This is a genomic window from Streptomyces sp. NPDC048441, assembly GCF_043200235.1.
Lineage (GTDB): Bacteria > Actinomycetota > Actinomycetes > Streptomycetales > Streptomycetaceae > Streptomyces.
This window is the reverse complement of sequence record NZ_JBICXM010000001.1, coordinates 1-20,858: the sequence shown is the minus strand read 5'-3', so window position 1 is coordinate 20,858 and position 20,858 is coordinate 1. Positions and strand designations below refer to the sequence as shown.

Below are 20,858 nucleotides of genomic sequence, written 5' to 3'. Positions count from 1 at the left end.
CTTGCCCCGGTTCAGTGTCATCGTGCCCGTGTACAAGGTGCAGGCCTATCTGCACGCATGTCTCGAATCGGTCCTCGAACAATCGTTCACGGACTTCGAGCTGATCGCGGTCGACGACTGCTCACCGGATGCCTGCGCCGCCCTCATCGACGAGTTCACGGCCCGCGACTCCCGCGTAAGAGCCATCCACCTCAAGGAGAACGTCGGCCTCGGCAGGGCCCGCAACGCGGGCATGGAGCACGCGAAGGGCGACTATCTCGTCTTCCTGGACAGCGACGACACCCTCGCCCCCGGTTCCCTGCACGCGATCTCCGACCGCATCAAGGAGACGGCCGAGCCGGACGTCCTGATCTATGACTACGCGCGTACGTTCTGGTCGGGCGAGGAGGTCCGCAACCAGTTCGCGAGCCTCCTCGACGAGGGGGGCGCCACCGGCGCCGCCCCCTTCCGGCTGACCGAAAGGCCCGGCCTGTTGAGGCTCCTGATGGTCGCCTGGAACAAGGCCTACCGCCGCGACTTCATCGAGCGCGAGGGCTTCGCCTTCCCGCCCGGCCTCTACGAGGACACGCCCTGGACGTACCCGATCCTGATGACGGCGGACTCGCTCGCCACCCTCGACCGGGTCTGCGTGCACTACCGGCAGCGGCGCAGGGGCAGCATCCTGAGCACCACGACGCGGCAGCACTTCGACATCTTCGATCAGTACGAGAGGGTCTTCGCGTTCCTCGACGAGCACCCGGAACTCTCGGCCACCTGGCGGCCCGTCCTGTTCCGGCGGATGGTCGACCACCTCTCGACGGTCTTCACCAAACGGGACCGCCTGCCGCGCGGCAGCCGCGCCGACTTCCTGCGCAAGGCCCGCACCCACTACCGCCGTTACCGCGTCCCCGGCGCCCGCCCGCGGGCCCGCACCCGGCTGCGGCACGGCCTGGTCCGCCTCGGCACGCACCGCACCTACCGGGCGCTGTGGGCGGCGCTACGGGTGAAGTCCAGGGCCAAGCGGTACGCGGCCACCGCGAGGCGCCGGGGGAAGGGCGCCATGCTCCAGCTGCACTACCGGATCCAGCTGCGCCTGCCGGTGCGGGCCGACCGTGCGGTCTTCTCCTCGTACTGGGGACGCGGCTACGGCTGCAACCCCGGCGCCCTGGAGGCCGCCCTCCGCGAGCACGCCCCGCATGTCCGCACCGCGTGGATCGCGGACCCCGCCCACCACCACTCGGTACCGACGGCGACCCGCAGAATCCGCCCGGGAACGGCAGCGTACTGGACGGCCCTCGCCCGCTCCAAGTACCTCGTGAACAACGTCAACTTCGACCGCAGGCTGGTCAAACGCCCCGGCCAGGTCATGATCCAGACCCAGCACGGCACGCCCCTGAAGCTGATGGGCCTCGACCTCCAGGACCGCCCGGCCGCCGCGCGGGACATGGACTTCGGCGCGCTCCTGCTCAACGCCGACAAATGGGATTACGTCCTGTCGGCGAACCGCCACTCGACACTCGTGTGGGAGCGCGTGTTCCCCGCCGCGTTCGCGACGCTCGAGTACGGCTATCCGCGCAACGACATCTACCAGCGGGCCACCTCCGCGGACGTGGCCCGCCTCCGCGAGACCCTCGGCATCCCCCCGGGCGCGGTCGCCATCCTCTACGCGCCCACCCACCGCGACTACCGCCGCTCCCAGCTCCACACCCTCGACCTGGAGCGGATGCTGCGGAACCTCGGCCCCCGCTTCGTCGTACTGACGCGCGCCCATCACTCGTACGGGGCGCCCATGACGTCCTCGTCGGGGCGGCTCATCGACGTGTCGGACCACCCGAGCGTCGAGTCCCTCTGTCTGGCGTCGGACGCCCTCGTCACGGACTACTCGTCGTTGATGTTCGACTACGCCAACCTCGACCGCCCCGTCGTCCTGCACGCCGACGACTGGGAGGCGTACCAGGCGGCTCGCGGCACCTACTTCGACGTACGCGAGTTCCCGCCCGGCGCGATCGCGCGCAGCGAGGACGAGCTCACCGACATCTTCGCCACGGGCCACTGGCGCGGATCGCGCTCGGCGCAACTGCGGACGGCGTTCCGAAACCGCTTCTGCGTGTACGACGACGGTCGGGCCGCTGAACGAGTTGTGAGGCATGTGGTGCTCGGGGAACCCGGGGGTCTACCGTCTGTTGCGCCACTGGCGGAGCGGCACCCCGCGCCGGCCGCGGGGGCGGCCGATGAGCCGCTGCCACGGTCCGACGTCACCGAGCCCACTCCGCGCCACTGACCGCACACCACGCATCTCACCGCACCGTGCGTCCGACGGCATCGCGCGTCCGACGCACTGTCCGCCTTCCCCCATTCCCCGGGATCAGATATGCAGAACGCTTCAGCCACCACCTCCCAGCTGCCGCGGCCACAGCGGCTCTCCGATGTGAAGGGGTGGTTCCATCCGGTCGACCAGGTGCTCTTCGACTGGATCCTGAGCCGGCAGTTCGACCGGGCGGAACGGGGTGACCTGCTGGAACTCGGCGCCTACCTCGGCAAGAGCGCGATCTTCATGGGTTCCTATCTGCGCGCGGAGGAGACCTTCACGGTCTGCGACCTCTTCGACTCGCCCGCCCCGGACAAGGCCAACTCCGCGGAGATGGGCCGCTCGTACGCCACGCTCACGCGCCGCGCCTTCGAGGCCAACTACGGCTCCTTCCACGATGATCTGCCGCAGATCGTCCAGGAGCCCTCCTCCGGGATCACTGCCCATGTGGAGCCGGACAGCTGCCGCTTCGTGCACATCGACGCCTCGCATCTGTACGAGCACGTCCACGCGGACATCGACGCCGCCAAGGATGTGCTCGGGCAGGACGGCATCGTCGTACTCGACGACTTCCGGGCCGAGCACTGTCCGGGCGTGGCCGCGGCGACGTGGGGCGCGGTGGCGAGCACGGGGCTCAAGCCGCTGTGCATCACGGCCACGAAGTTCTATGGGACGTGGGGCGATTACGACGCGATCCACACCGACCTCGCCGCGTTCCTGAAGGGCCGCGACGACATGTGGCACGGAGCGGAGGAGGTCGCCGCCTTCCCGATGATCCGCATCAGCGGCAAGAAGGCGAAGTCGCCCGAGCAGCCGGTGTCACGGCACGCGGACGAGGCGGCCCCGGAGCGGACCACCCAGGCACCCGAGGGCCGGGCCAGGGGCCTGCTGTCGTCACTGCTGGCACGCTCGGGACGCTCCTGACGTCTGACCGCGCGCCCCAGGGACCCCCTCAACGCTCGAGCAACTCGAACAACCCCTCCCACCGCTCAAGCACTCTCTCCTCGGAGAACCGCTGGACATTGACCCTGGCCCGCTCCCCCATCGCGTCCCGGAGTCGCGGGTTGCCGGTGAGGCGTAGGAGACGGTCGGCGAGAGCATCGATGTCACCGGCGGGGGCGAGGAGGCCGTCCTCGCCGTGGCGCACGATCTCGCGTACGCCGGGCGCGCAGTCGAACGCCGCGCACGGCACCGCGCTGGCCATGGCCTCCATCAGGGCGAGGGGAAAGCCCTCGCCGCGCGACGACTGCACGAAGACGGAGCTCTGGGCCAGCGCCCCCGGGGCATCACTCGTGCGGCCCATCCACTCCACCGAACCGTCGAGGCCAAGCCGCGTGCACTGCCGCTTGAGGCCAGCCTCGTCCGCCCCGGCGCCGTAGATCCGCAGCGTCCAGTCGGGCCGCAGCGGAGCCACCAGGGCCCAGGTGTCGACGAGCATGTCGACGCCCTTCTGGTCGGCGAGCCTGCCGATGCTGCACACCACCTTCCCCTGGCGCCGCGAGGGCACTTCGGGGAGGTGTGCCAGCGCGTTCGGCATCGCGCCGACGTTGTGGATGCCGTCGGCGATCCAGTCGTCGGCGTCCTCCTGGGTGAGCGCGAGCCAGCGGTCCACGGAGGGGTAATTGCGCTTGACCGCGCGGTAGCGGTGGCAGGCGCGGGTGTAGGCGTACGACTCGTGGCTCATGCCGATGATGCGCAGGCCCGCCGTGTCCGCCTCCCTGATCCACTCCATCGGCCAGACCTGCGTCACGATGGCGACCGCGCCGGGCCGTGCGGCGCGGAAGATCTCCGTGAGCCGTTCGACGGTGCGGCGCTTGGCGGCGATCCTGGCCGCCTCGCGGCGCCGTGTCACGACGTTGAGGCGACCGAGGCCGCGTACGGGGAACGGGGTCGCGGGATGCTCGCGGTAGAGGCTGGTCACGGGGTAGGCGAGGTCGTCGGGCAGGTCCAGTTTCAGCTCGGCCTCGTGGACGCCGATGACGTGCACCCGGTGGCCGCTGTCCTGGAAGAGCCGGGCCATCTGGTGAGCCCAGGCGGTGACGCCGCCGAGTTCGTCGACGGTGTTCGCGACGAGGAAGATGTCGCGGCTCTTGTGCGCGGTGACGGTCGTCATGCCCCGGCCCCCTTCTCCGTGTTCCCGGACGTGTTCCCGGACTTCTCCCTGTTCCCGAACCGCTCGCCGAAGAGCCTGTCGAGCACATCGCCCGCGGACCGCCCCTTGTCGTACGCCCCGAAGCGTTCCGCGAACGCCCGTCTGGCCGGTGCCCACGCCCCGTCGGCCTCCTTCAGCGTGGCGAGGACACGCAACAGCTCCTCCTCCGTCTCGACCACGGGCCCGCCCGCGTCGTCCCGCAGCGCGAAGTAGCTGCCGCGCTCGGCCGCGTACGCGTCGAGGTCGGGCGCGAAGTGCACCAACGGCCGGTCGAGGAGGGCGTAGTCGAACATGATCGACGAGTAGTCGGTCACCAGGATGTCGGCGAGGCAGAGCAATTCGCTCACGTCGTGGTGGGCGGATACGTCGATGACCGTGCCGGACGGACACGCCGGGAGGCTCGCGGCCTCCATGTAGTGGGCGCGCACCAGGAGTACGTGGGTGTCGCCGAAGCGCTCCGCGAACTTCCGCACATCAAGGGGGAGTTGTACCGCCTTGTTGTTCTTGGGCAGGCCGCGGAACGTGGGCGCGTAGAGCACCACCGTCTTGTGGTCCGGGATGCCGAGGTCGGCGGCGACGGATGGGCGCGGGAAGCGGCCCGACGCCTCGTCGTCGGCACGCGCGGCGACCAGGCGGTCGTTGCGCGGGTAGCCGCAGCGCACGAGGCGTTCGTCGGGGATTCCGTAGGCGCGGGCCAGCGTGTTCACGTCGTGCCCGGAGCGCACGAGGAAGTGGTCGAAGCGGTCGACGGCCCGTTGCAGCCGGGCGCGCTGGGGGGCGTTCTGCGTCTTCAGGCGCGCCTCGTCGAAGCCCATGCGCTTGTACGCGGAGCCGTGCCAGGTCTGGAGATACGTGGTGTGGCGTGGCTTGTCCAGGGCGTGCGGGAAGCCCTGGTTGTCGATCCAGAACTCGGCACGGCCGAGCGCCCACAGGTACCGCCAGGACCAACGGCGGGCCAGCCGGGCCGATGCGGGGAATCCGTCGGGCGATGTGGCGTACGACCAGGTGCAGCGGACGCGCAGCCCCCGGCGGAGGATCTCCTGGTGGATGGCGCGCGGACTGTCGCCGTAGCACCTGCCCATGTGACTCTCGAAGACCGCCGAGCCCTTGCTGACGGGCAGCCGCAGCAGGACCCGCCGGTAGACGCGCAGCTTGAAGGGCTGAGCGCTGAGCCTGTCCCACCGTTTGCGCAGGGCGCGGAGCCGCAGCTTCAGCTTGCGGGCGGGGCGGAAGTGCGTGGCGTAGTGCAGCGCGGTGCGCAGGACGCGGTCGGCGGGGTGGCGCGGTCCGAGGCGCAGCTCCAGCTGGTTCCCGCCGGTGACGGTGAGCCCCTGCCCCCGACCCTGCCCTCGGACCTGCCCTCGGACCTGACCTTGGGCTTGCCCCTCCCCGACCGTCTCCCGCTCGGCGACGAGCTCGGTGGTCACATCCCGGCCGCCGGCCGCGAGCCGGAGCCTCGGCTGCCAGACCCGGTCGCCGGTGCCGAGCTCGCGCAGGCCGCCGGTGAGGACGACCGTGGCCCGCCAGAGGACCGTGCCGCCGTCGTAGTGCGCCTCGTCGACGGGTGCGTGGAAGCCGCGCCGCCCCCCGTCACGTGCCCGGACCTCCAGCCAGGCGGTGAGCGGCGGCCGTTCCGGCACCAGAGCGCCGGGCAGCACGACCCGCCCTTCGAGGACCGCCCTGTCGCCCTCGACGTCGCATCTGGTGAGGCGATTGAGGAGCCGCACTTCGCTCAACTTCCGGTGCTGGTGGCCGAGTTCCGTGACGTCGAGTACTTCTCGTACGCGCGGATCGTCAAGACCGTCCGCGCGCCAGTAGACTTTCCCCTCGCGCTCGGTCAGCTCCGATACGACGATCCCCGGCCGCGCGAGGGCGTACGCGGCGGCGAGGACGCCGTCCGTGTCGCCTTCCGCGAGCAGCCGCACGCACACCCGCTCCACGGGACCGAGGGCGTCGAGGGCGCGCGCGTCCGTACGTCCGTCGAGGTGGGGGGCGAGTTCGGCGGTGGCCCGGCGGCGGAGCTCGGCGGTGAGCCGGGGGAACGTACGGACGCAGGGCAGCACATGGTCGCCGAGGAAGGCACGCTCGCGCCCGTCGCACAGGTCGAGGCGGCCCAGGCTCGCGAGGAGCGCGGCGACGCGGGCGTTGGCCTCGGCGGCGGCGGGGGCGTCGCGGGCGGGGGCGGGCGCCGCGCGGTGGGTGGTGATCAGGTTCGGTACGAGGGTGACCGCCCGGACACCGAGGGCGGCTTCGGCCCCGAACAGGACGTCACTGTGGGCGAGGTCCTCCGCGTACCGCAGGGAGGCGGCGGCCAGGAGCTCCCGGCGGACGCAGAACCCGCTGATCAGGGAGTCCCTGACGACGAGCTCGGGAGCTTCGGCGAGGTCCTTGATCACCCTGGTCCTGCGGTGCAGTTGAGCCTGCCAGGCGGGCCCGCGTTCCTTCCTGCCGCTGCCCGTGAGCCGCGTCCAGCGCCCCGCCACCAGGTCGGCGCCGGTGGACCGGGCGGCATCGAAGAGGTTCCGGCAGGCGTGCCGTTCGAGGCGTTCGCCCTCGCCGAGCACGATGACGTACCGGCCGCGTGCCGCGTCGAGCCCCAGGTTCCGCAGGGCGCCCACGGGCAGCGGTTCTCCGGCGCGGACCAGGCGCACCTGGTGCGGATGGGCGGCGGCGAGTGCGGCAGCCGCATCGCCGACCGGTCCCTCCGGGCTCTCCCGCGCGCCTGGGCAGACGAGGACCACCTCGACATTGGCCATCGTCTGGTCGACGACGGACCGCACGGATCGCCGCATCGCCGCCACGCAGGTCGCGCCGGTGGAGCCGGTGGAGCCGCCGACGACGACGACACAGCTGACGTCATGAAGTTCCGGCGTGCTCATGCGCGGCCTCCATCAAGCATGGCCTCAAGCATTCCCCCGGGCGTTCCCTCGGGCGTTCCCGCAGGCATCGCCCCGAGCATCGCGTCGACGACCCCGGCGGCGGCGTTTCCGTCGTCCAGGTCGCAGAAGACCTCGCGGAACCTGTCGTACGCGTCCGCGTAGGCGGCGGTGGCGGCCTTCGGGTCGCGCAGTGCGGCGATGACCTCGTCGCCCGTGGCGAGCAGCGGTCCCGGCGCCTGCGCCTCGAAGTCGAAGTAGAAGCCGCGCAGGGTGTCGCGGTAGTGGTCGAGGTCGTAGGTGTGGAAGAGCATCGGGCGCCCGGTCTGCGCGAAGTCGAACATCAGGGAGGAGTAGTCCGTCACCAGGACATCGCTGATCAGGAGCAGTTCGCTGACGTCCGGATAGCGGGTGACATCGCGTACGAAGTCCGAGCCGGGGATGCTGCCGCCGACGAGGTAGTGCCTGCGGACGAGGAGCACGTGGTCGTCGCCGATGGCGCTTTCGGCGGCGTCGAGGTCGAGCTGGAGGTCGAGGACGTAACGGCCGCCCTTCTTGGGCTGGTTCTCGCGCCAGGTCGGCGCGTACAGGACGACGCGTTTGCCCTCGGGGATGCCGAGCCGCTCGCGCACGGAGGCGGCGACCTTGGCGCTGTCGGCGGCGTGCAGGAGGTCGTTGCGGGGGTAGCCGCGTTCCAGGACCTCGCCGGTGTGGCCGAAGGCGCCGCGCAGGAGGGGGGTCGAGAAGCGGTTCGGGGAGACGAGGACGCTCCACTGGGCGGCGCGGCCCGGCAGGGTCGCCATGTAGGCGCGGTCGCCGGACGAGTGGCTCGCCAGGTCGCGGCCGATGCGCTTCAGCGGCGTCCCGTGCCAGGTCTGCACGACGTACTGGCCCTCGGCGCGCTCGAACCAGTCGGGGAGCTGGGTGTTGGTCACGATGTAGCGGCTGCGGGCCAGGGCCTCGTACCACTCGGCGCTCCACAGGGTGACCGGCGCGGCGCTCCCCGGCAGCTCCGCCTGCTGGTCGCGGACCACCCACAAATGCTCCAACTCCTCGCCTCTGGCCACCAGTTCCTCGTGCACGGCACGCGGCGAGTCCGAGTACTGGCGTCCGTCGAAGCTGGAGTACAGGACGGTGTCCCACAGTGGCTCGGCGCGCATCGCCGGGTAGCTCTCGCGGAGGCGGCGCTGGCGTGGGGCGCCGCGGTCGGCGAGGGGAAGCGCGGAGCCCGAGCGCAGGTGCAGGCCGTCGTGGGCGTGGCGCCGCAGGCTGAGGTCACGGCCGGACGTGGTGTGCACGAGCGGGAGTTCACGGTCCTTGCCCGGTGCCACGCACACCGGCGTGTACTGCTCGGGGTCCGTCCCGCCGGGCTCGCGCAGGTAGAGGTTCCAGCGACCTTCGGCGAGCGGCAGGGTGCCCGCGGGGCCGTGCAGGGCCTCGGGCCGCAGCGCGGCGGCGAACCGACCGCCCTCGATCCGTACCGGCACCACGGTCTCGTCGCCGTGGCCCGCGTGTACGAGGACGAGTTCCTCGGCGTGGTCCTCCGCGCCCGGGTGGCTGCCCTCGATGAGCAGCTCGTCCTCCCAGGTCACGTGGTCGACGAGCGGCCGCACGGTCCGGTCGCTCAGCTCCAGGTTCCCCGAGGCGTTGGCCAGGACGAGCAGTTCGCGCCCCGGCAGCAGTCCGTACCGCCCCGGCGGCACGTCCGGGCAGGCGGCGAGCGGTGTGCGGTCGCCGCCCTCACGGACGATCGCGACGCCCCACGGATCGGCCTTGCGCGGCTCTCCGGTGCGCTCGTCCTCACCGGCGTGGAAGAGGGCGAGCGGCACATCGGCGCTGAAGTCGCGGCCGTTCACCACGGCGGGGACGTAGTGCGCCTCCTTGCTGTGCCAGTTCTCGACCCGCAGCGCGTCGACCGCCTGCGACTCCCCCGGCGCGAGACGGCCGTGCAGCCGGACCACACCTCCACACCCCTCGTGCGCGACGAGCCGCGCCGCCACCCGCTCCGTACGCAGCCGCAGGCGCCCCTTGCTGAAGATGACGGCCACCCGGAGGAACTCCTCCAGATACCGCACAGGCAGCCGCGGCGCACCGCCGCTCGTCCGCACCGGTCCGGTGCGCGGCAGGAGGCCGCTGACCACGCCCATCTCCACGTTCCAGGTGATGCCGCGCCGCTTGGTGACGATCCTGCGGGGGTCGACGACCGTCTCGAACCCCGACCGGTCGTAGCTGTGCAGACCCTGCTTGGAGCCGTACGTCGCCTCGCGCGCCCGCACCGTGCGCAGCTTCAGCAGAAGCACCCGCCGCCGCCCGGACCGCAGCCAGGCGACCCTGGCGCGCGCCCCGATCCGCCCGGCGGGCAGGTTGGGGATGTAGGCGTACCCCTTGAGCCGCAGCCTGCCCGCGTCGTCCCACGCGACGTCCGTGACCTGCGCGGTGAGCGGCAGGTCGGAACGTTTCAGGGTGGCGGCACCGCGCGGCAGGGCGCCGATCACGGGGTAGTCGGCCCGGCGCCTGCGAAGCCCGCGGACCCGGAAGGCTTCGGGGTTGGTCTTCTCGTACGCCATGAAGGCGAGCAGGTCGTCGAGGCGGCGCAGGCGGATGAGCTGCCACCGCACCCGCAGGGCGAGCGGCAGTGCGGCGATGACCGCGGGGTCGACGGTGTCGGCGAAGGCGTTCGCCTGCTCGATGAAGGCGTCGTGGTACTCGGCGTCGCCGCGCGGCAGGGCCTCCATGAACAGCCACAGGTCGCCGGAGAACACCGTCGTGTCATAGCGCCGCTTGGCCTCGGCCCAGACCGCCGCCCGCGGCGTCCCCGCCGCCTCTTCGGCCTTCCCGGCGAGGAACCTTCCGGCCGCGAGCACGGCGGCTGTGCGGTCGCGGACGGCGCGGGGCTTGGCGCGGCGTTTGGTGATGGATCCGTCGCGCTGGCGCCAGAGGTAGACGGGCTCCTTCAGTACGTCGACGGATTCGGCGAGGAAATGAGCGGGGATCATCACGGGGGTGTCCTCGAACAGCACGCCTTCCGGGAAGGCGAAGGCGTGCCGGTCCCAGAAGTCCCTGCGGAAGACCTTGTTGCAGGCGATGCGGTCGCCGAGCAGCTCCCAGTCGCGGGTGACGTGCGTGCCCCTGCGATTCGACCCCATCGCCTTGAGGAACATCGCCGACTGCTCGCTCCTGCCGTCGGTGCGCAACCGGTGGACGTTGCCGGTGGCGAAGTCGGAGCCGGACTCCTCAAGCGCCGCCAGCATCCGCTCGTACGCGTCCGCCGGGACGATGTCGTCACTGTCGACGAACGTCAGGTACGTGCCGCGCGCCTCGCGCACGCCCGCGTTGCGGGCCGCCCCGAGACCCGCGTTCTCCTGCTCGACCAGCCTGAATCTGCCGTCCTGGGCGGCGAACTCGCGGGCGATGCGTGGGCTCCCGTCGGTGGAACCGTCGTTGACCATGACGACTTCGAGGTCCGGCATGGTCTGCTCGGCCAGTGATCGTAGGCAAGGGCCGAGAAACTCCTCGACGTTGTAGACGGGGACGACGACGGCGAGTCGGGGTGTCATGCGGTGCGCACATTCCTTCCGGAGAACTGACGGGCACGGCTGCGCGTCCTGCGGGGGGCCTACCGGTTAACAACCGCCGCCCGTCCGGGTCACTTGCGCAGGGCCATTCGAGTGATCACGCGACGAGCCCCGTGCCGGTCAGCCGGGAGGGCTGTCGGCACGGGGCTCGTTCAAATAGCTCTGTGATCACGCGAGTTGGACTCGCACCTGCGTCAACTCACGGCTTTACGGCGATCCGGCCCTCGTCCATGCGCAGGAGCAGCAGCCGCTCGCCGGTCTTCTCCATGAACTCGTCGACCGCCTGGCGCGATCCCTGCCAGTAGCCGTAGTCGTCGATGAGCAGGACACCGCCGCTGACCAACCGGGAGTAGAGCTCGTCCAGTTCATGCTTGGTCGAGGCGTACCAGTCGGTGTCGAGCCGCAGGATGGAAATCTGTTCGGGCGCCTGCTTCGGGACGGTGTCCTCGACCTTGCCCCGGACGTAGTGCACGCGGTCCTTGGGATACGGCACGTTCTCGAAGCCCGACTTGACGTCATCGAGGGAGGCGACGGCCCAGATCGGGCGGTCCTTGCCCTGTAGCTTGAGCAGTTCCTCGGCGGACTTCCCGTCGAGGCGCAGGTCCTCGTCGGTGGGCGGGGTCATGCCCTCGTAAGTGTCGAAGAGGTACAGGTCGCGCTCGGTCTCGCCGGCGGCGAGCAACGCCTTGGCGCAGGCCTGCATGGAACCGCCGCGCCACACACCGCACTCGACGATGTCGCCGGGGATGTCGTGCCGGACGACGTGCCGGGTCGCCAGGATGAAGGCGTTGAGGCGTTCGGGAGAGGTCATCGTGTACGGCTTCACCGCACGGATGATGTCCTTCGCCTCGTCGTCGTAATCCGCCGGCAGATTCAGGGCCTTCGGCTTCGGCTTCGGCTTCGGCGCCGGGGCGGGCTTCGACGCCGTGGCCGTCGCCGCGCGCTGGGCCGGCACCGGGGTGCGCGTCAGCTGATATCCGGTCAGTTGCTTCAGTGCGCCATTCACAGCGCGTCGCCATGCCATGGGAGCGGACAGTACGCGCAACTCATCCTTGATGTCACATTTCGTCAACATAGGGTCATCTGGCGTCACTTGATGCCGAAACAGGCTTCTCGTCCCCCGTGCGCGGAGCCACCACCTTCGGCCTTCCGCACAGGTCACGGCCCTCGACGGGCTTCGGCAGCGGGACTCCGTCGACCCCGCCGACCTTGTTCGCCCACCATGTCGTCGAGGAGCGCACGAGGGCCATCGTCAGCCTCGGATACCGCTTGGGGCGCTGGAAGACCCCGACGGAGTCGCCCCAGTAGGCATGTTTGGCGTCGATGCTTCCGTAGGCGTGCCGGATGCCCTTCATCGGCGGGAAGTCCGTGTAGGCCTCGCGGAGTTCGAGCTTGGTGTACGCGGCCAGGGCACGGAACCCGTCGGGGTAGTAGCGCCAGCAGTCCTGCGCGTCGTGCACGTGGCCGCGCGAGGGCGCGGTCACGAAGGCGATGCCTTCGGGCTTCAGGACGCGGGCGATGTCCAGCATCGTCGCCCAGAAGAAGGGGATGTGCTCGAACGCCTGCCCGGAGATGACGAAGTCGGCGCTGCGGGACTTCACGGGGATGCGGTACGGCTTCCTCATCACCGCGTCCACATTGCGGCCGTCGAGCACGTCGACGCCCACGTACTCCGTGTCGCGGCCCTTCAGGAGCGCCTTGTGGGTGCGGGTCTGCCCGTCGGAGACGCGGGCGCCGAGATCGACGACGCGGTGGCGCTTCCCGGTGGGCATGTACTGCTCCACACAGAGTTCCATCTGTTCGTACGCGGACTGGTGCACGTGTCCTCCAACGGGGCTCTTCTGCGGCCGGGCTCTTCTGCGCTTTGTTCGCGTTCAACGCGTATCGACACAAAGGGTCACGCCGTCAACTCGCCTTCACCGGCGCGTCTTTACGGCCCCATCTGCGCGGCGTGCGCCGGGCGCACCACTTCCTCGCCGGTTCCTCGACGTACGTGAACATCGCCCAGGAGAGGCCGACCACGGTGACGGCGACACCGAGGAGCGTGAACACCGCGGAGTTGCCGGGCTCCGGGCGGCCCCAGGTGTCGATGATCAGCCGGTTGAGGGTCTGGTGCAGCAGATAGAAGGCGTACGACCAGAGCCCGAGCAGCACCATGGGGCGCGAGCAGAGCCAGCCACGGTGTCCCGCGAGCTCGCGCTGGACGTAGGCGGCGATGAAGAGCATGGCGAAGACGGCGGCCGTCGGCCGCAGGCTCCAGGTGAGCTGCTCGGCGATGTGCGGGCCGAGCCAGGGTGCGCGGTGGCAGTAGAGGACGGCGTACGCGACGAAGCAGGCGAGCAGCGCGGGCGGGCTGAGGCGCAGCCGGTGTCCACGGCGCAGGGCGAGCGCGCAGGCCATCCCGATGCCGAACTCGGGCAGCCGGGTCACCGGGTGCCTCATGATCCACTCGGTGGCGAAGGGCGAGACATGGGTGGCCGCCCACCAGTTGAGCGCCCACATCGCGGTGAGTCCGCCGACAGCGAGCAGGGCCAGGGTGCGGGTGCGCAGGCGCAGGGCGCCGCGGACGGCGTACGGGAAGAGGAGGTAGAAGAAGGCCTCGACGCTGAGCGTCCAGGCGACGCCGTTGCCGGGGAGCGTCGGGACGACGCCGGGGAACCACGCCTGCGCGAGGAACACCGATGCGACGAAGCTGAAGACGTCCGTCGGCACACCGCCCCACAGGTAGAAGACCCAGATACAGGGCACGGTCGCGACCAGGTGGGCGGGCCAGATGCGGCCGATCCGCCGCCAGTAGAAGAGGCGGGCGGGGGTGCCGGGGCGGTGCCCCCAGGTGAGCAGGAAGCCGGAGAGCACGAAGAAGAACCCGACGCCGTTCGCGCCGAGCGTCGAGTACGGGAAGAGCAGCGGCGCGTGGGCGACGCCGCCGTGCGCACTGAGACCGGTGAAGTGGTGCACGAAGACCGCGAAGGCGGCGAGGAAGCGCATCCCGGTGAGGGAGTCGACCCGGGACGCGGGGTCGGCGGTGGGGTGGTGTCCTGCGGGGGTGCGGGTCTGCTGCGGGAGGGTCGTCGTCATGCGGGGGACCCCTCTCCCGCGCGCAGGGTCGGCCCGCAGCCGTCTCTGCGCATCTCGGCGGCCATGGCGTCGAGGACGGGGCGCACACGCTCGCGGAGTGCGGCGATGCGGGCCGGGTCGCGTACCGCGTCGGCCCGGACGAAGTCGCCGCCGTTGCCCTCGCGGTAGAGGGGGACGTAGCCCGCGGCGGCCAGGCGTGGCGTGGTCAGGCCCGACTTCGCTGTCCAGGCGGCGTGCACGTGGAGCAGTTCGGGGCGCACCTCGTTCAGTACGTAGTGGCGCAGGGCGCTCTTGTCGGCCCTCGCGTACGCGTCGGCGACGCGGCGGTCGGTCAGGCCCGCGATGTCCACGACGCGCAGCCGCGAGGTGAGCAGGGTGCCGCCGATGTCGGGCAGGGCGACGGTGGCGTCGCGCAGGCCGAGGTAGGTGGCGTACGCGTTGAAGGTGTGGCCGTAGCGCTCGGCCACGAAGCACATGGACAGGGTCGGGCGGTGGACGAACCCGCGGTTCTGCGCGGCCTGGCCGGCGGCCGAGAGCAGCAGGGCGCAGCTGAGGGCAGAGCCGATGAGGGCCCGCGCGCGGGGGCGTTGTCCGCCCCAGGCGGTGACGGCGGCCAGGGCGAACGCCGTCGCGGCGAGCACCCACACCGGCGTCGCGAAGCGGTACAGCGGCATCCAGTCCCGGCCGAGCACGCCGTACGCGATGAGGGTCAGGGCCAGCGGGACGAGCAGCGCTGTCAGGGCTCTGCGGGGTGTTCCGGGGCGGGCCAGTGCGATCCCGGCGCAGGCCGCGCCGATCAGGGCGAGCGCCCAGCCGCCGTAGGTCAGAAGTTCGCCGGTGGCCGCCAGTTGGGAGAGTTCCGGGGGCTTCTGGGCCTTGGCCACCGCCGTGTTCGGGACCCAGATCCCGAAGGTCGCGCGGCGCCACAGCAGGAACGCCGCGTACGGCAGCGCGAACGTGCCGCAGCTCAGCGCCACCGCCCGCGCGGCCCGCGCGAGGGCGTCCCCGCGCAGGAACAGCAGCACGGTCACCGGGTAGGCCGCCGCGAGCACCGCACCGTCCGGCCGGGTCAGCGCGGCGAGCAGCGCGATGGCCCCGGCGGTCGCGGCGACGGCGGGCCGCAGCAGGGTGCCGCGCACGGCTCCCCGGACGAGCAGGGCGCCGGTCGCGGCGGCGGTCAGCGCGTACAGCGGGTTCTCCAGGCCCGAGATGGACCACGCCACGTACGACAGATTGGCGGCGAGCACGACACCTGCCACCGTCGTCACCGCCCAGGCCCGCCCCGGCAGCACGGCCCGCGCCGCCACGGCCACGCAGGCGAGTACGCCCGCCGTGCAGAGCAGCGCGATGGCCTTGGGGTAGAGCACCAGGTCGCTGACGCCGAGGAGCGCGCCCCGGTCGAAGAGGCCGAGCCTGCGGCCGACGAGAAGCAGGGCGAGCCAGGCAGGGTTGGAGTAGCCCTCGACGGGGTCGGCGCCCGGCTGCTGCACGGGGCCGAGGCCTTCGTCGACGCTGCGGGCGTAGGCGAAGGTGATGGCGGCGTCGTCGACGATCCACTGGCCGAGTGCGCTCCCGCGCCAGGCGATCAGGAGGGTCATGAGGGCCACTGCCGCGGGGTCGGCCCAGCGGTGGGGCGGTGGGACGGCGCCCGGCGGGCGGGCCGGAGAGGGGGCTTCGGCCGGTGGTTCGGATGCTTCCTTACGGCGCTGGAACCGCGCGAGGGAAATGATCATTAAGGGGCTAACTCCTGTGGCCCGCCCCGGTCACTCTCCCCTCGGCCAGCCGGGTGACCCGGACGCGGCCACGCCCCGCTCCGAGATGAACAACGGGCAAAGTGGCCCAATGCACCACATTGGGTTCACGCCATGACCCCGGCTCTGCCGCCCGCCGCCCGGCGGCTGCTCGCCACCGCGAGGACCGCCCGCTTCCGCGCGGAACGCGCCGCCGCCGGGCGGGCCGGGCGCGGGGCGCAGGCGCTCCTGGCTCCCGTGCATCTCTCGGTCCGGGACAGCCGTACGCTCAACCTCGCCGTCGCCGCCCTCCCCGGGGAGCGGACCGACGGGGCCCAGCTGGTTCTCTCGCGCGGCCATCGCCGCTTCCGGATCCCGCTCGCCTCCGAGCAGCACACCCATGGCGGGGCGCTGCTCACCGGGACGGCGACCTTGCGCGATGTACTCGACGGCGAGGGCGTCTGGCGGCTGACAGTCGTCACCGCCGACGCCCGCGGACGCGTCCGGCGGCGCGGCATCGGCATCGACGGCGACACCCAACTGCCGCCCACGCCCACCCTCCTGCACGCCCCCGACCCCCGCACCGGCACCCTCATCCGCGTCGTCCGGTGCCGCGGCGGGCGGGCCGTGCTTCAGGTGACCCGGTCAAGGCCGCGTGCCGAGCTCGTGCGCTTCGTGCCGGGGGCCGACGGGATCACCGTGCACGGACGGCTCGTCATGGCGGGCGCCCGTCGGGAGTGGCGGGCGAAGGCCGTGCGGCGGCGGGACGGGGTCACCGTGCCCTTCGGCGCGGCATGGGAGGGCGAGGAGTTCAGCTTCGCGCTGCCCATCGGGGAGATGGCAGGGGCGAGCCCCGGGCAGTGGGTGTGGGACTTCCACGTGGAGGCGGAGACCCGAGGCGCCTCGCTCCCCCTCGGCCGCTGGCTCACCGACGTACGCGATCCCGCCACCGCCCACCCCACGCCCTTCCGTCTCTTCGCCCTGCCGAGCGGCGCCCTGGTCCGCGCCCACGCCCACTTCACCAAGTCCGGCGCCTTCGCCCTGACGTGCTGGGACATCTCGAAGGAGACCTCATGAAGATCACGTACCTCCTGGGCTGGGGCGACGAGATGGGCGGCACCGAGCTGGCCACCTACACCCAGGCGCAGCATCTCGCGGACCGGCACGACGTCGAGGTCATCTCCGTCTTCCGCACCCGCCCCGAGCCCTTCTTCCCCGCGGCCCGCAGCTGCCCCGTGCGCTATCTGGTCGACCGCACCGCGTCGCCCGAGCGCCCGGTGCGCGGCTCGGCCCTCGACGAGGCCGCCTGCCGCACCCTGGCCGCGCTCCCCAGCGAACTGATCGAGCCCGCCTGGGAGTCCGCGTTCGACCGCCTCTCCGACATCGAGATGGCCGCCGCCCTCACCACCCTGGACACCGACGTCCTGGTCACCACCACGCCCGCCCTGATGGCCGCCGCCGTCGGCCTTGTGCCCGCCCGCGTCGTCACCGTGCACCAGGAGCACCGCCCGACCCAGCACCGCGGCCCCTCCGGCGAACCCCTCCTTCTGCACGCCCCGCGCCTCGACGCCCTGGTCACGCTCACCGACCGCACCCGCGACTGGATCGCGGAGTCCCTCGGCGCCACCGCCCCCGAGCTCGCGGTCATCCCGAACGCCGTGCCCGACGGCTTCCGGCCGCGCGCCGACGGGGAGAGCAAAGTCATCGTCATGGCCGCGCGGCTGACCGGCGAGAAGCGCGTCGACCACGCCGTCCAGGCCTTCGCCGAAGTCGCCGACGCCTACCCGGACTGGTCCCTGCGGATCTTCGGGGACGGCCACCGCGAGCAGCAGCTGCGCCGCCTCGTCGACGCCTTCGGCCTCCAGGACCGCGTCGAACTCCTCGGCCCCTGCCAGGACATGGCCGCCGAGTGGGCAAAGGCGGGGCTCACCCTGATGACCGCGGGGCACAACGAGGCGTTCCCGCTCGTGCTGCTCGAAGCGCTCGCCGCCGGGGTACCCGTCGTGGCGTACGACGTCCTGACCGGGCCCGCCGAGATCGTCAGACACCGCGTCGACGGACTGCTCGCACCGCCCGGCGAGATCCATGAACTGGCCGCCGCCATGCGCGAGTTGATGGGCGACCCGGAGACCCGCCGCGGCTACGCCCACGCCGCCCGCGAAGGCGTCTACGCCCGGTTCTCCTCCGCTGACGTCACGGCCCGCTGGCAGGAGCTGTACTCCCGGCTCGTGGCCAGGCGGGACGCCCCGGAGCGGCTCGGCGACCGCGCGGACCGGGTGGCGCTCGGCATCGCGTCCGGCGGGAGCGGCTTCCGTCCGACCACGCCGTACACCCTGGACTCGGCTCCCGGCGTCGAAGAGCGCGCCCGCGAGGACGAGATCATCGCCGCCGACACCAGCGACCTCCTCGTCCGCTCGGTGGGCCGCATCGCCGAGCGCCGCGACGACGTCCTGACGCCCGACATGACCGACTGGAACCTCGAACTGACCGCCACCGCCCTGGAGTCGGCGGACATCCCCTACATCCTCGTCCGCACCTCGGGCACCTGCCACACCCTCGCTGTCGCCGACGACGAACGCGACGGCGCCCTCAAGGCCCTCGCCGAGTCCCTGCACGGGCAGCCCGTCTACGCCGAGCTCGTCCACCCGCGTGACGCCGCCCCCGGAGTCGTACTCGCCGAACGGCTCGACGGCATCGGCGAGGTCGCGGGCGTCAAGGTCTTCAAGCCGGTGACCACGACGACGCTCTCCCTGCGGCACGGCGTCGGGCAGGCCTGCATCGTGGAGTTCTGGCCGCGCACGGGGGCCGACGGGTCCGACGCCCGACGCGCCCCCTTCGGCACCACCCTCGCCGGATCCGAGCTCCCCTCCCTCTCCCCCACCGCGACCCTCAGCATCGCCGACCGCACCTACCCCACCCTCGACGTCTTCGCCCAACTCCTCATCGGAGACGTCGACTTCCCCATCGACGCGGTCTACACCTGGGTCGACGACACCGACCCCGAGTGGCGCGCCCACCGCGAGGCGGCACTCGGAGCCCCCGACGACGAGTCGTCGCCGGGCAGGGGCCCCGTCCCCGAGTCGTCGCCGGACAAGGGCCCCGTCCGCTTCCGCAACCGCGACGAGCTGCGCTATTCGCTGCGCTCGCTCGCGATGTACGCGCCGTGGATCAGGCACATCTACCTGGTCACGGCGGGCCAGACGCCGTCCTGGCTCAACACCGCCCACCCCGGCGTCACGCTCGTCGACCACCGCGAGCTCTTCGCCGACCCCGAAGCCGCGCTCCCCACCTTCAACTCCCACTCCATCGAGAGCCAACTGCACCGCATCGAGGGCCTGTCGGAGCACTTCCTCTATCTCAACGACGACATGTTCCTGGGCCGCCCCACCACCCCGGACACCTTCTTCCTCAGCTCGGGCACCGCCCGCTTCTTCTGGTCGACGGCGTCCGTGCCCGACCTGCCCGTGTCGCCGGACGACGAGGGCTATCTGGCGGCGGCGAAGAACAACCGCGCCCTGCTCCGGCGGGAGTTCGGCAGGACGACGACGCACAGCTTCTTCCACGCGCCCTACGCCCTGCACCGCAGCGTCCTCGCGGAGCTCACCGAGCGGTTCGCGGACGGACTCGAAGCCACCGCGCGCAGCCGCTTCCGCTCGAACAGCGACCTCGCCCTCGTGTCGTCCCTGCACCACCACTACGCGTACCTCACGGGCCGCGCGGTGCCGGGGTCCATCACGTACGACTTCGTGGACATCGGCAGCCGCGCCGACCACTCACGCCTGGGCCAGCTGCTCCAGGGCCGCAGCAAGACGGCCTTCTGCATCGGCGAATCCCCGGACAGCGAGCTGTCGGAGGAGGAAATGGCACTCGCCATGCGCGCGTTCCTGGCGGCGTACTTTCCGGTGCGGTCGCCTTACGAGGGGTGAGGAACGGGGGCGCGGGGCAGCGTCACGGGGGGGCGCGGTGGGTCGGATGGGGCGGCGCGGTGGAGGCGGCGCGGTGGGGGCGGCGCGGTGGGTCGGTGGTGGGTGCTGCTTTCGTCGAGCGTCTGCAGACTGGTTCTTCCGGGGCTCGGTTACGGGGTGCGGCTGGGTAGGGGGCGGGGGCTTCGCGGGGCCGGGGGCGTGGGGTGGTGGCCGGGGCCGCCCGGCGCTCGGGAGGATGGCGGTTCCGGCGGCCCAGTAAAGGGCGCTCCGCTGCGCTACGCGTCGGCTGCGCCGATTGCGCTGCGCTCCACCCTTGACTGCCCCGCCTCCACCGCAGGAGCTTTTGTTGGCCGGGCGGCCAGGGAGGGGGCGTATGGGGACGGTGGATGGGCTCGTCGGTCTCCTGCCATCTGCGGACCAGTTCTTCTGGTGTGAGCGTCACGCGGTGAGGGGGTACCGCCTGACAGACGGGGACGCCCCGGTGGCGGTGACGGGTCTCCGGCCGGGTGCGGACTGGCTCTTCTGGTGCGAGCGTCACGAGAGACGATGCTCAGCCGGGCCGACCGACCGGCTCAGCTTCGGTGGTGGTGGCGGGTCTCCGGCCGTCTGCGGGCCGGTTCTTCTGGTGCGGGCGTCACGAGAGACGACACTCGGCCCGACCGACCGACGGCTCAACTCCGTTGGCTGTGGCGGGGTTTGCGGCCGGGTGCGGACTGGTTCTTCTGGTGCGGGCGTCAGGCGATGCTCGTCGGCCTGGCGTGGCCTGGCCTGGCGTGGCCTGGCCTGGCCTGGCCTGGCCGGGCCGGGCCGGGCGGCTCCGCTTCGGTAGTGATGGCAGGTGTCGTGGCCGTCTGCGGGCTCGCACACCTCACGGAGGCGGCGCGTGGCGATGCGGGGTGGGGGGGAGGGCTCCGGTGGCGGCCTTGGCTGCCGTCTGCGGACCAGTCCAGGCGGGGCTCGCCCGGAGCGCGGCACTTTGCCGGCCCGCCTGGGCGTACGCGCCGCTTTCGCTGCCGACAGCGGACCGGCCCATGCAAGACCCCGCCAAGAGTCAGCGGGCACACGGCCCGACGGGAGGCGGTCGCCGAGTGGAGGGAAGGGCCGCAGAATGCAAGAAAATCCCACGACACGCCACCCCACCCCCCAGCCCATGGGATTTTCCTGCATTCAACCCCCAACCACCCCTCCCCACACCCGAGATGACCGATATGTGAGCACGCGAGGCGATCCGTGA

The 20,858-nt window shown here is 71.7% G+C and carries 11 protein-coding genes; 4 read left to right on the top strand and 7 right to left on the bottom strand.

The features are described from left to right. The first annotated feature begins 1 nt into the window (after position 1). Together ACGFSB_RS00055 and ACGFSB_RS00050 are read left to right on the top strand one after the other, a co-directional pair. Positions 2–2,260 carry a CDP-glycerol glycerophosphotransferase family protein gene (locus ACGFSB_RS00055; protein ID WP_393391728.1) on the top strand — a complete coding sequence of 753 codons (2,259 nt, stop codon included), beginning with the start codon at positions 2–4 and terminating at the stop codon, positions 2,258–2,260. 90 nt (positions 2,261–2,350) lie between these two features. After that, positions 2,351–3,211 (top strand): class I SAM-dependent methyltransferase, encoded by an 861-nt coding sequence (locus ACGFSB_RS00050; protein ID WP_393391725.1) that lies wholly within the window; start codon positions 2,351–2,353, stop codon positions 3,209–3,211. Positions 3,212–3,239: 28 nt separating this feature from the next. On the opposite strand, the gene ACGFSB_RS00045 is transcribed toward ACGFSB_RS00050, so the two are convergent. From ACGFSB_RS00045 to ACGFSB_RS00015, 7 genes are all read right to left on the bottom strand, one after another. Then, entirely contained in the window at positions 3,240–4,400 is a 1,161-nt protein-coding gene (locus ACGFSB_RS00045; RefSeq protein ID WP_393391722.1) for a glycosyltransferase, read from the bottom strand. Then, entirely contained in the window at positions 4,397–7,318 is a 2,922-nt protein-coding gene (locus tag ACGFSB_RS00040; protein ID WP_393391719.1) for a CDP-glycerol glycerophosphotransferase family protein, read from the bottom strand. Before ACGFSB_RS00040 ends, ACGFSB_RS00045 begins: the two co-directional genes overlap by 4 nt. Further along, positions 7,315–10,872, bottom strand: a complete 3,558-nt coding sequence (locus ACGFSB_RS00035) for a CDP-glycerol glycerophosphotransferase family protein (RefSeq protein ID WP_393391717.1) — start codon at positions 10,870–10,872, stop codon at positions 7,315–7,317. Before ACGFSB_RS00035 ends, ACGFSB_RS00040 begins: the two co-directional genes overlap by 4 nt. 217 nt (positions 10,873–11,089) lie before the next feature. After that, positions 11,090–11,914, bottom strand: coding sequence for a TylF/MycF/NovP-related O-methyltransferase (locus ACGFSB_RS00030; protein WP_393391714.1), 825 nt, complete (start codon positions 11,912–11,914; stop codon positions 11,090–11,092). Positions 11,915–11,969: 55 nt separating this feature from the next. Continuing rightward, positions 11,970–12,710, bottom strand: coding sequence for a class I SAM-dependent methyltransferase (locus ACGFSB_RS00025; RefSeq protein ID WP_393391711.1), 741 nt, complete (start codon positions 12,708–12,710; stop codon positions 11,970–11,972). A gap of 85 nt (positions 12,711–12,795) precedes the next feature. Beyond that, positions 12,796–13,968, bottom strand: a complete 1,173-nt coding sequence (locus ACGFSB_RS00020; protein WP_393391708.1) for an acyltransferase family protein — start codon at positions 13,966–13,968, stop codon at positions 12,796–12,798. Further along, on the bottom strand, positions 13,965–15,701 hold the full coding sequence (locus ACGFSB_RS00015) for a hypothetical protein (RefSeq protein ID WP_393391706.1): 1,737 nt from the start codon (positions 15,699–15,701) through the stop codon (positions 13,965–13,967). Before ACGFSB_RS00015 ends, ACGFSB_RS00020 begins: the two co-directional genes overlap by 4 nt. A 132-nt stretch (positions 15,702–15,833) precedes the next feature. Here ACGFSB_RS00015 and ACGFSB_RS00010 point away from each other — a divergent pair, with 132 nt between their 5' ends. Both ACGFSB_RS00010 and ACGFSB_RS00005 read left to right on the top strand, forming a co-directional pair. Continuing rightward, positions 15,834–16,775, top strand: a complete 942-nt coding sequence (locus tag ACGFSB_RS00010) for a hypothetical protein (RefSeq protein WP_393391703.1) — start codon at positions 15,834–15,836, stop codon at positions 16,773–16,775. Further along, positions 16,772–19,624 carry a stealth conserved region 3 domain-containing protein gene (locus ACGFSB_RS00005; protein WP_393391700.1) on the top strand — a complete coding sequence of 951 codons (2,853 nt, stop codon included), beginning with the start codon at positions 16,772–16,774 and terminating at the stop codon, positions 19,622–19,624. The genes ACGFSB_RS00010 and ACGFSB_RS00005 overlap by 4 nt, the downstream gene beginning before the upstream one ends. Positions 19,625–20,858 lie beyond the last annotated feature (1,234 nt).